The following is a 14024-nucleotide window of genomic DNA, read 5'->3' as shown; positions in this document are numbered from 1 at the left end:
AGGCAGTCATGAGTAAGTTATTTCCGAAACTAAATTTTTTACACGGTGCAGATTACAATCCCGACCAGTGGCTGAATCAGCCTGATATTTTAGAAAAAGATATCGCGATGATGAAAGAAACGAAATGCAACGTGATGTCGGTGGGGATATTTAGTTGGTCAAAACTTGAGCCCGAAGAAGGGAATTACCAGTTCACCTGGCTGGATAATATATTGGATAAACTGTATGCCAACGGGATCTCTGTTTTTCTGGCAACCCCAAGCGGTGCCAGGCCCGCGTGGGTCAGTGAAAAATATCCAGAAGTTTTGCGGACCAATAAAGATCTGACTAAAAACTTGCACGGCGAGCGGCACAATCATTGTTATTCGTCACCCGCGTATTTGCGTTTGACAAAGAATATTAACGAACAGCTCGCAAGACGTTATTCGCACCATCCGGCCGTGTTGGCCTGGCATATCTCCAATGAATATGGCGGGGATTGCCATTGCGAGATTTGCCAGCAGAGTTTCCGTGACTGGTTGAAGAATAAGTATCAGACGCTGGATAACTTAAACCAGCGCTGGTGGAGCTCATTCTGGAGCCATGAATATTCAAGCTGGAACCAGATTCATTCGCCAGGACCGCTGGGTGAGCAGTCGGTTCATGCGCTGAATGTTGACTGGCGGCGCTTTGTGAGCGAACAGGTTGCCCTGTTCTGCCGCCATGAGATTCAGGCCGTTAAGCCTTTTAATCCGTCGTTGCCCGCGACCACGAATTTCCATGGCGTGTTTTACGATTACGATTATTGGCGTCTGGCGGAGGAGGTCGATTTTATCTCCTGGGACAGTTATCCCGAATGGCATCAGACGCGGGATCAGCAGGAGCTGGCTTCTTACACGGCTTTCACTTTTGATCTGATGAGAAGCCTTAAACCTGGGCTGCCGTTTTTACTGATGGAGTCCACGCCTGGCACAACCAGCTGGCAAGCCGTCAGTAAGTTAAAAAAGCCAGGGATGCATCAGCTTTCGGCGCTACAAGCCGTGGCTCATGGTTCTGATTCTGTTCAATATTTCCAGTGGCGGAAAAGCCGTGGCTCTATTGAAAAATTCCACGGTGCAGTGGTCGATCACGTTGGGCATGTTAATACGCGTGTCGGGCGGGATGTGAAGCAGGTAGGCATTGCGCTGGAGAAACTGGCGGGTGCGGCGGGAACCGGCTATCAAGCTGATGTGGCCATGGTTTACGACTGGGATAACCGTTGGGCAGTGAACGATTCTGCAGGCCCGCGAAACTGCGGCATCAAGTTTGAAGAAACCGTACAACAGCACTATCAGGCATTGTGGCGGCAAAACATTCCGGTCGATATTGTTTCTCAGCAGTCCGATATCAGCCGCTATCGGGTGCTGGTTGCGCCGATGCTTTATATGGTCAATGAAGAGTTTGCCGAGCGAGTGAATGCGTTCGTTGCGGCTGGCGGCGTGTTTATTTCGACTTACTGGTCGGGGATCGTTAACCCAGACGATCTTTGCTACACCAATGGTTTCCCTGGACCGCTGCGCGAAGTTTTAGGCATCTGGTCAGAAGAAATTGACAGTCTGTATGACGGTGAAACGAATCAAATCAGCATCACCACATCGGGGTGGAGTAGCCAGGTTCGCGAATACCAATGTGTAGAGCTTTGCGATTTGATTCATGCAGAAACGGCGGAAGTGTTGGGGGTTTATCAACATGATTTTTACCAGGGCAGGCCAGCAATCACCCGTAACCAGTATGGCAAAGGGCAAGCCTGGTATGTAGCCGCAAGAACCGACGGTGATTTCCTGCATGATTTTTACCAGCATATTGCAAGCCAACACGGGGTGAATGCCTGTACGTCGATGTCACTCCCTGTGGGCGCTGTGGCGACCGCAAGGCAGGGTGACGGATACGAGTATCTTTTTGTCCAAAACTTTAGCGACCAGGCGCTGACTCTCGAGTTGGCAGAAAGAAACCGTTTGCTGGAACCGTTGTTAAATGGCGAGGGGATTAACGGGCACCAATATTCCCTTCCAGCTTTCGGCGTGGAAGTCTTTTTAGCCAAATCCTAAGTGAACACCATCCCCCTCTCTGATACCGGAGGGGGATGGTGCGCCAGTTTACGGTGCTTTCATCGAATGCCGGTTGACGCGAGTCTACCCGGCAAGTGACCGTCTGAATCCCCCCAGTTTAGGTTTTTAATCCCCTACAAAAAACAGGTTAAAACCTGCGCGACTTCAAATATTCGATAACAGTATGGCTACAACTCAGATTTTTGTTGCCGGGAAAAATTCGTTTCGTCAGTATAGGTAGAACGTTCTAGTAGAACGTTCTACCTAGCATAAAAACGCGTAAATCAATAAAACGCGATGGCGGCGTCAACACCAGGGGATTGTCTATGAGTTTGCTTTCGAGCGTTACGAAATCGTTATCTAAGTTGTCGATGATAGGGCGTGCTTTAATGCTGCCGATCTCGCTACTTCCTGCTGCGGGTCTGTTACTGGCCTTTGGCGATAAATTCCATTTACCATTGATGATGAACGCGGGCGGGGTGATTTTCGACAACCTGCCAATGCTGTTTGCCATCGGTTCGGCGGTAGGGCTTGCGGCAGAATCAGGTATTGCTGCGCTGTCGGCGGCGGTATCGGTGTTTATTATTAATATGACGATTGGCACGGTGATGCATATCACGCCAGAAATGGCGGCGTCAGGTGGGAAGTTTGCCATGGTGGTGGGCATTCCGACCTTGCAGATGGGCGTATTTGGCGGCCTGATTTCCGGTATTCTCGCGGCCTGGTGCTATAACAAATTCCACACCATGCAGTTGCCTGAATTCCTCGGTTTCTTCTCCGGTAAGCGTTTTGTTGCTATCGCTACGGCATTCTTATCCTTCCTGCTGGGCATGGTGTTGCCGTGGATCTGGTCTTACATTCAGTCCGGTATTGATTCGCTGTCGGTGATTGTGAACGGTGATAACCAGGCGCTTTCAACCTTTATCTTCGGCCTGGTGGAACGCGCGCTGATACCGCTTGGCTTGCACCATATCTGGTATCCCTCGTTCTGGTATTCATTTGGTGAATACACCACGAATGCCGGACAGGTGATTCACGGTGACCAAACTATCTGGTTCAAAATGCTCGAAGAGGGCGTGAAATCATTCAGCAGTGACAGTTACCACAACGCCGGTAAATTCATGCAAGGTGAATTCCCGCTGATGCTGTTTGCATTGCCTGCGGCGTGTCTGGCGATGTATCACGAAGCGAACACCAAAAATAAGAAGATTGCCGCCGGTATTCTGTTCTCTGCTGCGTTGACCTGTTTCCTGACGGGCATTACTGAACCGGTTGAATTTACCTTTATTTTCGTCGCACCAATCCTGTATGTCTTTAACGCGATTATGGCTGGCCTGTCTTATATGTGTATGTATTTGCTGCATGCGCATATCGCCAAGTCGTTTTCAGCGGGGATGATTGACTACATTTCATTTGGGATTTTGCCTTCGTTCAACGGTTATCAGACCAACTTCCTGTCGGCAGTTATCGTCGGCGTGCCAATGGCGCTGATTTACTACTTCACTTTCCGCTATGTGATTCGCCGTTTTGATGTAAAAACGCCGGGCCGTGCAGACATTTCCGCGAATGCGAATGACAAAACAGACACCGAACTGGCTGGCGATATCATTGGTTTGCTGGGCGGCGCTGAGAACATCAACTCTGTCGGTTCCTGTATTACGCGTTTGCGCCTGGAAGTGGAGAAGAGCGATCAGGTTGATAAAGATGGCCTTAACAGCCTCGGTGCACGCGGCGTGGTGTTTGTCGGCGATTCCGGTATCCAGGTGATATTCGGCGCTCGCGCTCAGTTTATTGCTCAGACGATGTCGACGATGATTGGAAAGTAGTTCCACTACTGAGTGAGATGTAGGCAAAGGACTCAGCCTCCTGTATGTTTCAGGGGGCTGAATTTTATGGATTATCGGTGACAGGAACGGGATGAAAAAGGTCAATATTATTGATGTGGCACAACTGGCAGGCGTTTCTGTCTCCACGGTTTCACTGGTGCTGCGTCAAAAAGGAAAGATCTCTGAGGCGACCATCGACAAGGTCAATGCTGCGATTAAACAGCTTGGCTATGTTCATAATGTGGCAGCGGCTAATCTGCGTTCCAGCACTTCAAATCTCATCGGCCTGATTATCAGGGATTTCAATGATTCCTTTTGCGTCAACGTCATGGCGAGTGTGGTTAATTATCTGGAAAAACAAGGTTATATGGTTTTTCTTGGGCACCCACAAAACGATATCGAGCAGTTACAACAATGTTTAACCTCGTTCAGTCAGCAAGGCGTAGCGGGGGTTATCTATCTTGATGCCAATCACCGATTAGCTTCCATACCGGCCCTGATTGCCGAATGTCCACTGCCGACCGTGATCATTGCTGAATCGACAGTAACCAGTGGGCGGGATGTGATTGGGCGTGATAATCGCCAGGCGGGACACCAGGCGACGCGTTATCTGATTGACCGTGGTCATCGAAATATCGCCTATTTGGGCGGCACGGCGACCAATCTGATACGCGAAGAACGTTTACTCGGTTATCGCAACGCACTCGCGCAATACGATCTGCCGTTTCGCGAAGAGTGGGCGCCCGTTTGCGAAAATAACACTGAGGCTGCCGCGCGTCTGACCCGGCAATTGCTGGAAAAAAATAGTAAAATTACTGCCATGCTTTGCCATTCGCCATCAGCCATTATTGGCTGCCTGAATGGGATTCAGCAGGTTGGACGAACCGTCGGCAAAGATGTGTTTTTGACCCAACAAGTTTCACTGATTGGGTTCGAAGATATGATGCACATCAATCTCACGTCCCCCCGGTTTACCTATGTTTCAGCATCCAGCGAAGAAGCCGGGCGACAAGCCGCAACGCTGATTGTGAATAAGATAAAAACGCCGGCTTTGCCGTCACAGAAGATTATTATTTCTGGAGAGTTGGTGTTGCGGGAATCTGCATAACGTCCCCCTTCGCGATGAAGGGGGCAATCATTAACGGTGATATTCGCCCGCAGCTTCCGGCTGGTATTGCAGCTCCAGCACTTCCAGATGCGTCTGGTTACCGTTCGGTAACGTCCAGTTGATTGTTGCACCGACACGCAAACCCAGCAGTGCCGCACCAACGGGTGCCATCACAGAAAGTTGGTTGTCGCTATCGGTCAGGTTTACCGGGTAAACCAGCGTGCGAACATGCTCTTCTTTTGAGACCAGATCGCGGAATTTCACGCGGCTGTTCATGGTCACGACGTCTGCCGGCATATCTTCAGGCTTACGCATTTCTGCTCTGTCCAGTTCTATATTCAGTGCCTGAGCAACTGGCTGGTTAGCAAATTGTGGTTGCTCCAGCAGTCGGTCGATACGCTCGGCATCAAGTTCATTAATGATAATGGCTGGTCTGGACATAATTCTCTCCATGTAAAAAAAACAGGCACTCTTGTGTCTGATGGCGGACCTTACAAAAGAAAACCCTCACTCAATGAGCGAGGGTTTGGTCTGTGTTGATGATACTGAGCTTAACGCTTAGTTTAAAGCGACTTCAGTCACATTTTAATAACAGCACAGTTTACAGGATTATGCTACCTACCAGCGCGAACAGGAAGGCGATAGACCCGATCAATGTTTCCATGACGGTCCAGGTTTTCAGGGTGGTTTTCTCGTCCATTTCGAGGAAACGGCCAACCAACCAGAAGCCAGAGTCGTTCACGTGAGACAGAACGGTCGCACCACCCGCAATGGCCACCACGATGAAGCACAGGTCGAACTGGCTCAAACCCGGTGTTACGGCAACCATTGGAGAAATCAACGCGGCAGTGGTAGTCAGAGCGACCGTTGCAGAACCTTGCGCGACACGCAGTGCGGTAGAGATAACGAACGCAGCAACAATGACTGGCATACCGGTATCGGATAACACACCCGCCAGTGCATCACCAATGCCACTTGCACGCAGAACGCCACCAAACATACCACCCGCGCCCGTCACCAAAATGATGCCGCAGATTGGGCCAAGTGCGCCATCACACACTTTTTCAAGATGCTGGCGGCTGTGACGACCACTAAAGACGGCAAGCGCGAAGAAGACGGTAATCAGCAGTGCGATAGGGGTTTTACCCAACATCCGCAGTAACTGAATCACGGTATTATCGCCGCTAACCCAACCGAGCACGGTCGCTGTATTCAGGCCAGTATCGAGGAAAATCAGCACCAGTGGCAGCAGCAGAATCGTTAATACGGTGCCAAACGCAGGTGGCTTATGATTTGCATCGACTTCTACGCTGCCCAGGAAAGAAGTAGGCAATTTAACGTCGAATTTTTTACCGGCGTAAAGACCAAACAGATACGCGCCGAGATACCAGGTCGGGATCGCGATAATCAGGCCAACGATCACCAGCAGACCGATATTGGCACCCAGTATTTCACTGGCTGCAACCGGGCCTGGATGCGGTGGCAGCAGGGCGTGCATAACCGCAAACGCACCCGCAGCAGGCAAGGCATACTTCAGTGTAGAACCGCCGAATTGTTTTGCCACGCTGAAGATAATCGGCAGCATCACGACCAGACCCGCATCAAAGAAGATGGGGAAGCCGAACAGCAGCGATGCTACACCGAGCGCCAGCGGAGCACGATGTGAACCAAACGTTCCGATTAGCGTGTCGGCAAGGACTTTTGCCCCGCCAGAAATTTCTAGCAAGCGGCCAATCATCGCGCCAAGACCAACCAGCAGCGCAACGCCTGCCAGTGTGCTACCAAAACCGCCCAAAATAGTGGGGACAATTTTATCGAACGGCACGCCTGTCACCATGGCGACGACGACGCTCACAAGAGTTAAAGCCAGGAAAGCATGCACTTTGAAACGCATGATAAGGATAAGTAGGAGTACAACTGCACAGGCTGCAATCCCAAGAAGGGTCCCTGCGCCGAGATGTGCTGTTATTTCGGTCATTTGTTTTTCCTCTACGCCGAATTTATAGGTGAATGAAGCCTTTGCATTATTCACCACATTTCTGATACCGGTAACATGGTACTGGTAACATTGGCTGCTCGGGAATGGGCTGAAGCTGTTTATTGGTGTTTTGGGAGCAAGGTCAAACAATCAACATAAACCCTCATTAACACTCTCTGACGAATTGATGGCCCCAAATCAACCTGCCTGATGAAAAAATTGCATTACCCTCTATATACCCCTCATCTTTCAAGGCGCAGGTGCGTCAGCGGCTCTCTCATTCACCTCTTACCTGTCTCTTGAAATCTGTTGGGGCTATGCACGTATCACTTTTGTGTTTTGTGCAGTCATCACCTGAAGAGGAGATACCATGAGCCATTACGACAAACTCACGTTAAAGGACGGCAGTTCTCTTTATTTTAAGGATTGGGGAGAAGGGCAACCGGTGGTTTTCAGCCACGGCTGGCCGCTAACAGCAGATGCGTTTGAAGATCAGATGTTTTTCCTGGGCCAGAAAGGATTCCGCGTGATTGCTCACGACAGGCGTGGGCATGGTCGCTCATCGCAATCCTGGGAAGGAAATCATATGGATCAATATGCTGACGATCTGGCGGAGTTGACCGCGCATTTGAATCTGAAAGAGGCCATCCATGTCGGCCACTCCACTGGTGGTGGTGAAGTGGCGCGATACATCGGCCGTCATGGCACCAGCCGCGTCGCAAAAGCGGTGTTAATCAGTGCTGTACCGCCGATCATGGTGAAAACTGATTTCAATCCTGACGGTGTGCCCATTGAGGTGTTTGACGGGATCCGTGAAGGTGTGCGTGCCAATCGGGCTGACTTTTTCAAAGAGCTGACCCTGGCGTTTTATGGCTATAACCGTCCTGGGGCGACAATCTCGGAAGGCGTAAGGGAGAGTTTTGTCGAGCAGGGCATGCAGGGAGGGATCAAAGCGCTATACGATTGTATTAAAGCGTTTTCTGAAACTGACTTGCGCGAAGACCTGAAGAAAATGACCATCCCAACGCTGGTTATTCATGGCGATGATGATCAGATTGTACCGTTTGAAACCTGCGGAAAAGTCACGGCGGCGACATTGCCGAACTCAATTTTCAAAGTGTACGCAGGGGGATCCCACGGCATTTGTACCACCGAGAAAGACCGGGTAAATGCGGATTTACTTGAGTTCTTGAAAGGATAACGTCCGGGCGGGTGAGCGATGTATCACCCGCCTTTTAGTCTTTTCATTTCGCCGAGACCGGCAACATGATTTCTTTCAAAATTTCATAGCGTTGTTGAGGCGAGAGCCAGATAAATCCCAGCAATTTATGTTTTTCACCCTCGCATTCAAATTGATCTTTTAACTGGGTTAAGAAACGTTTTGTTGTGTTCATGATGACCTCCTTTTTGTTAAACACAGCATAGGTTTACAAACACGGAACTAATAGTGAGCTGATTGTTTTTTGACTTCCGTATTTATGATGATTTAACTGTACAAAATGCTCGGGTAGGCTTGAGCTTCATTTGCTAATGGATTTCCCGCCATGTCTGCAACGATTCACCCCGTCGAACAGCGTTTCTTTACTGAGCTCTTTAGCGGTGTGGTGCTTAACCCTGGTCAACTGAAGCGCTGCTGGTTTGCGCGGACGCAAGTGAGTGCGCCCGCAGGCAGCTACAGCGTTAAATTTCCTCGTCTGGAAATCGTGTTGCGCGGTGAATACGGTAATTTTCTGGAAGCGGAGCAAAAGGCGTTGGCACAAGGGGATATGTTGTTTATTCCGGCCAATGGCGTAAATCAGCCGGCATGGCACAAAGATGTTCTGCTGCTGGGGATTGTGTTTGCTCCAGCGTATCTAAGCCTGACGTTTCATGATAAACGTGCCGGGCAGCAGGGGTTTCAGCGGGTGCGAAAATGTGAAATCCCACATCACAATCGCGGTGAACTGGTGCATTTGCTGCAGGCGCTAACTAGCCTGGGTACCAACCCGAACGATCAGGCGATTATTCAGCCGCTGTGCCTGAGTTTATTACAATGCTGTCGAAAAATTCTGACCGAACCGACCGTTGAAAAACTGGCTCGTGGGCCGTTTCTTTACCAGAGTATGTGCACCTGGATTCAGGATAATTACGCCCGCGACGTGACGCGTGAAAACACCGCAACCTTGTTTAATATCACCCCAAATCATGTTTCACGGCTATTTCAACAGCAGGGAAATATGGGGTTTGTCGACTATTTGCGTTGGGTACGGATGGGAAAAGCAAAAATGATTTTGCAGAAATATCATCTGACTATCGATGAAGTGGCGCGACGCTGTGGTTATCCGGATGGCGACTATTTTAGTCGCCTGTTTAAACGGGAATTTGGCGTCACGCCGGGTGAGTATCGTGATCGATTTCTTTAAAATTGCAGCTCGTTTTCCAGTAATGCCAACATCTCTTCCGCACTGTTAGCGGCAAATAACGCCTGGCGGAACGTTTTATTCACCAGTTTTCGCGCCAGTTGCGAAAAGACTTTCACGTGATTCATCCCTTCGTTTGCACCGAGCGTGAGCATAATCACTAACTCGACTTCGCCCATCTCTGACTCCCAGTCAACAGGCTGCGGTAAACGTGCAATGCTGATGCTCGAGTGCTGAATATGCGTGGATTTGGTATGCGGGATGGCGATGCCGAAACCGACGGCGGTGGTTACAATTTCTTCACGCGCCCAGATATCTTCTTCTAATTCCTGCGGATTGTGGGTACGGCCTTGGATCGCCAGGTTGCCACACAAATATTGGATCACCTGTTCTTTGCGCGTGAAGTTGGCAGGGATAATGATATTTTCCAGCGCCAGCAGGGGTTTATGGTGTTGCGGTAAAGCAAAGGTATCCAGCTGTTGTTCAATTTGTTCGCCAGAGCGGCACTCGCAAATTTGTGCGGCCAGTTTGCGGCAGGAGGCCGAATCCAGCTGGCGCAGCAATGCTTTTGCGGCAGGAATACGCGTGCTGCTCATACTGAACTCGTCGATTCCCAGCCCAACTAACAGCGGTAGATAGCGAGTTTCTCCTCCTAACTCACCGCAAATCCCGACCCAGCGGTTGCGCTTATGCGCCACCTCGATTACCTGGCGCAGCATTCGCAAAAATGAGGGAGTAATCGGGTTGTAGAGGTGTGCAACACGCGGATTATTGCGGTCAACGGCATACAGATATTGAGTCATATCATTGGAGCCGATGCTGAAGAAATCCACCTCATCGCAGAAATGGTCGATGATAAAACAGACCGAAGGCACTTCGATCATAATCCCTAACTCAATCGACGCTGCGTGGCGTAAGCCTTCTTCTTTTAACGCGGCAATCGCATTTTTTAGCTGCTGTTTTACCCACAAGATTTCATCGAGCGTATGAACCATCGGGATCATCAGGCGCGCGTTGCCCCAGGCGGCGGCACGTAAAATGGCGCGCAACTGGTGGGTGAATAAATCGGTAAATTCAGGGTAAATACGCACGGCGCGGTAGCCAAGGAATGGGTTTTCTTCTTCGCCAATATTCAGGTAACTGATTTTTTTATCACCGCCGATATCCATGGTGCGGAAAATCACCGGTTTGTCGCCCGCGTCTAACAAAACCTGTTGATAGGCTTCGAACTGTTCCTGCTCATCGGGGGCGCTGTCGCGATCCATAAAGAGCATTTCGGTTCGAAACAGGCCGACACCTTCGGCACCATTGGCAAAGGCCGCAGGGGCTTCCAGCGCGCTGCCAATATTAGCGGACAGTTCGATTGCCATTCCGTCAGCGGTTTGTGCTTTTAAACCCGCGGCTTCAAGCTGCAGCTGATGTTGCCGTTCGGCCAAATTGTACGCGACGTGATAATACCCGCGCACGGCGTCATCGGGCTGTGTGACTAACACGCCACCATTTGCATCGATGATCACGAATTGTTCCGCCAGATACTGCACTTGCGCAGTCTCTATGCCGCTCAACACAGGAATACCTGCGGCACGCGCGAGGATTAATGTGTGCGAGGTGCGCCCCGTTTTTGCCAGTACCATGCCTTTTAAAAACTGTTTATCGAGGCTTAAAAATTGGCTGGGGGTGATGTCATCGGCAACCAGAATGGTCGGTTCAACCAGCGTAATCCCTTTGCTCACACTGACGTGTGGATAGGCGATTTGCAGCAGACGAACCGTAATATCCTGAATATCTGAAACGCGCTCACGCAAGTATTCACTGGCTGATTGCGACAGTTTTTGACACACCGTATGCATATTTTCGAGCACAGCCGCGCCCAGACTCATACGATGCTGCGCCATTTGGCGGCGAATGTTCCCGCCAAACTCATTATCCTGAATGAGCGACAAATGGGCGTTAATAATCGGTTTACTCTGACCGTCCAGTTCCGTAAGTTGCTGATTAAGCTGCTCGGCAAGAGTAGCCAGACTGTGCTCAAGTAACGTGCTGTCCTGCACGCTGGCGGGCTGGCTGCGATAGGCTTCAAGGCTGGTTGAGCGGAAAATAAATAACTGGCCTTCTCCAACCCCCGGAGCGATGCCATTGCCGTAAATCAACGTCGGGTTGAGGCGCAGTAACGAACGGGGAAGAGGGCGGCTATGATCCGGGATTTCTGCCTGAATTTCGCTGTCGCTATCGGCAAAACGCTGCTGAATATAAGGCTCGATGTTGCGCCAGGCTTTCTCCTCATCAATACCTTTAATTTCCAGACTGCATGGGTCGTTAAACAGCGTGCCGGTGCTGATCAGCGCCAGTGAGCTTTTCGCGTCAGCTTGCTGATTCAAACGGTGATTAATAAACGTTATCTCGCAGGCATAAGGCGCGCATTGCTCTTTTAATTCCCAGGCAGGGCGCGCATGCAGGCCGTTTGGCAACGGACAAATAAAATCAATTTTGAGCATAAACTACTCCAGTTCGCAGAACATCAACGCGAGAAATCCTTCAGGCGCTCTACGGTCTGGCGGCTTAACTGATTGATCAGCGCCACCAGAAGTTGATGGGTGTGCATTAAGTCTTTTTCATCAGCAATCGAGGCTGCACAGTGGCCGTGGCGGGTGGGCGGCCCAAGCACCACAGTGGGAATACCGTGCCCGGAAAGATGAACGCTGCCGCCGTCGGTGCCGCCATTACTGAACATATCGCGTTGTAGCGGGATCGCATGTTCCTGCGCGACCTGTTCAACGAGTTGAGTCAGCCGGGGGGAAGGGATCAGCGTTTTGTCATACATCACCAGCATCGGGCCTTTACCCATCTGGCGGTGGTTGGATGGGCCATAATCAAAATTCTTCGCCCAACAGGCGGTGTCCAGCACCAGTGCAACATCGGGGTTGAGCAAGCGGGTGGCGGTTTGCCCACCACGTAACCCCACTTCTTCGCTGGAGGTCGCAACCAGCCAGATTTCTGACGCCAGTTCTGCACTGTGCAATTCGCGCAGTAATTCCAGCAAATGCCAGCAGCCCAGGCGGTCATCAAACGCCTTACCCATCACGCGGCCGTTGGGTTGTTGGCTAAATGGCGTATTAAATGTGACGGGGTCGCCGGGGTTAATTCCAGCCAGCTCGACTTCCGCGGCGCTTATCGCACCAATATCAACACGCAGATTGCTGATTTCTCCCCGGTTATTATCACCGTCCAGCAAACCGGCGATTTTGTTGCCTGACCGGGTGGTGATGCGCACCGGTTGTAATGTACGAGCGGTCATTCTGACATTGCCGATGGGGATGACGTCGATGGCACCTTCGCGGCTGACGCTGCGCACCATAAACCCGACTTCGTCCATATGTGCGCAAATCATGATTTTCGGGCCAGCAGATTGATTAAGGCGAATCAACGTCGAGCCAAGGCCATCAAACTGGACTTCTTTATCGTAGTGGCGCGCCTGTTGCAGCAAGATATCGCGCACTTCTTGCTCTGAGGAGGCGATGGCATCCGCTTCGCTTAACGCTTTTAAGAGTGACAAATCCATCAGGCGACTCCAGTCAGTAGCAGCGTTTTTGGCATGCTATACAGCACTTCACAACCGGTTTCGGTCACCAGAATCACATCTTCAATGCGCACGCCGCCTTCGCCCGGCAGGTAGATACCGGGCTCTACGGTGAGCAACATGCCGGGTTTAAGCAGTGTGGTATCGGATGGCGAGAATCGCGGGTTTTCATGAACTTCAATGCCGATGGCATGACCGGTATTGTGGCCAAAATGGTGGCCGTGCCCGGATGCATTAATGACACTACGTGCGGCGTTGTCGACAACCTGGCAAGGAACGCCCGGGCGAACGGCGGCAATCGCGGCCAATTGGGATTCCAGTACAGTCTGGTAGATATCAAACAGCGGATGTTGCTCAGGCTGAAGTGCTTTCCCGGCGACGAAAAAAGTGCGCGTCATATCTGAACAGTAGCCCTGGTATTGAGCGCCAAAGTCCAGTGTGACGAACTCACCACTTTCTATTATTTTTTCCGATGCTTTGCCGTGCGGCAGCGCGCCGCGTGTGCCGCTGGCGACTATAGTATCGAACGAGGCCTTTTCTGCACCCAGTTGCTTCATCTTCCATTCGAGCTCTGCCGCAACTTCTCTTTCACGCATGCCGGGTTCAATGAAGCGACGAATATGTTCGCAGGCCTGGTCGGCTATCCGGCAGGCTACTTTTATTGTCTGAATTTCATCGGCGGTTTTAATCTGGCGCAAACCGTCAAGCGTGATGCTACACAGCTCGGTGTTCAGCGTTTCTCGCCACTGATTTCCAGTTTGCCAACTGACCTGGTCACCTTCAAAACCAATACGCCTCAACCCTTCTTCTTTGATCAGATGATTGATGATGCTCGTCATGCTGTGCGTGGCGTCCAGCAAGTGCAGTTGATAACCCTGAACCCGTCCGGCAATGTCCGCGTAGTAGCGGGAATCGACCAGAATATGGGCGTGCTGGCGGGTCACCAGCACATAACCGGATGCGGTAGAAATGCCCAAATGAGGCTGTTTATTCTGCCTGGATGAGATAAGCACCGCGTCCAGTTTTTGTTCCTGAAGCCAGCTTTTAAGTGTTGCAAGTAACGTCATGAT

At 50.9% G+C, this 14024-nt stretch carries 11 protein-coding genes; 5 read left to right on the top strand and 6 right to left on the bottom strand.

Annotated elements, in window-relative coordinates; translation table 11 throughout:
* The first annotated feature begins 8 nt into the window (after positions 1-8).
* The 3 genes from OH773_RS15925 to malI all read left to right on the top strand — a co-directional run bounded on the left by OH773_RS15925 (position 9) and on the right by malI (position 5000).
* Positions 9-2066 carry a beta-galactosidase gene (locus tag OH773_RS15925; RefSeq protein WP_270139882.1) on the top strand — a complete coding sequence of 686 codons (2058 nt, stop codon included), beginning with the start codon at positions 9-11 and terminating at the stop codon, positions 2064-2066.
* Positions 2067-2392: 326 nt separating this feature from the next.
* Positions 2393-3892 (top strand): PTS transporter subunit EIIC, encoded by a 1500-nt coding sequence (locus OH773_RS15920; protein WP_270139880.1) that lies wholly within the window; start codon positions 2393-2395, stop codon positions 3890-3892.
* 91 nt (positions 3893-3983) lie between these two features.
* Positions 3984-5000, top strand: coding sequence for a Mal regulon transcriptional regulator MalI (malI, locus tag OH773_RS15915; RefSeq protein WP_270139878.1), 1017 nt, complete (start codon positions 3984-3986; stop codon positions 4998-5000).
* 30 nt (positions 5001-5030) lie between these two features.
* Here malI and rnk read toward each other — a convergent pair whose 3' ends face one another.
* Both rnk and OH773_RS15905 read right to left on the bottom strand, forming a co-directional pair.
* On the bottom strand, positions 5031-5441 hold the full coding sequence (gene rnk, locus OH773_RS15910) for a nucleoside diphosphate kinase regulator (protein ID WP_270139876.1): 411 nt from the start codon (positions 5439-5441) through the stop codon (positions 5031-5033).
* 160 nt (positions 5442-5601) lie between these two features.
* A complete protein-coding gene (locus OH773_RS15905; RefSeq protein WP_270139874.1) occupies positions 5602-6978 on the bottom strand; it encodes a GntP family permease in 1377 nt (458 codons plus the stop codon).
* Between the two features lie 370 nt (positions 6979-7348).
* Here OH773_RS15905 and OH773_RS15900 point away from each other — a divergent pair, with 370 nt between their 5' ends.
* Positions 7349-8179, top strand: coding sequence for an alpha/beta fold hydrolase (locus OH773_RS15900; RefSeq protein ID WP_270139871.1), 831 nt, complete (start codon positions 7349-7351; stop codon positions 8177-8179).
* A 43-nt stretch (positions 8180-8222) separates the two neighbouring features.
* On the opposite strand, the gene OH773_RS15895 is transcribed toward OH773_RS15900, so the two are convergent.
* Positions 8223-8372, bottom strand: coding sequence for a hypothetical protein (locus OH773_RS15895; protein ID WP_270139869.1), 150 nt, complete (start codon positions 8370-8372; stop codon positions 8223-8225).
* 150 nt (positions 8373-8522) lie between these two features.
* Here OH773_RS15895 and OH773_RS15890 point away from each other — a divergent pair, with 150 nt between their 5' ends.
* Positions 8523-9380: an AraC family transcriptional regulator gene (locus OH773_RS15890; protein ID WP_270139867.1), complete on the top strand. Its 858-nt coding sequence runs from the start codon at positions 8523-8525 to the stop codon at positions 9378-9380.
* Here OH773_RS15890 and ptsP read toward each other — a convergent pair.
* Genes ptsP through ypdF form a run of 3 tightly spaced genes read right to left on the bottom strand, consistent with a single transcriptional unit; the run spans position 9377 to position 14021 of the window.
* The gene (ptsP, locus tag OH773_RS15885) at positions 9377-11872 is read right to left on the bottom strand and encodes a phosphoenolpyruvate--protein phosphotransferase (protein WP_270139865.1); all 2496 of its coding nucleotides are present in this window, start codon (positions 11870-11872) and stop codon (positions 9377-9379) included. The genes OH773_RS15890 and ptsP overlap by 4 nt on opposite strands.
* A 23-nt stretch (positions 11873-11895) precedes the next feature.
* Positions 11896-12936: an aminopeptidase gene (ypdE, locus tag OH773_RS15880; protein ID WP_270139862.1), complete on the bottom strand. Its 1041-nt coding sequence runs from the start codon at positions 12934-12936 to the stop codon at positions 11896-11898.
* Positions 12936-14021, bottom strand: a complete 1086-nt coding sequence (ypdF, locus tag OH773_RS15875; RefSeq protein ID WP_270139860.1) for an aminopeptidase — start codon at positions 14019-14021, stop codon at positions 12936-12938. Before ypdF ends, ypdE begins: the two co-directional genes overlap by 1 nt.
* Positions 14022-14024: the final 3 nt, after the last annotated feature.

The sequence above is a fragment of the Buttiauxella sp. WJP83 genome (assembly GCF_027594725.1).
GTDB lineage: Bacteria > Pseudomonadota > Gammaproteobacteria > Enterobacterales > Enterobacteriaceae > Buttiauxella > Buttiauxella selenatireducens.
The sequence above is the reverse complement of the archived record's forward strand: the minus strand, read 5'-3'. Positions and strand labels throughout refer to the sequence as shown.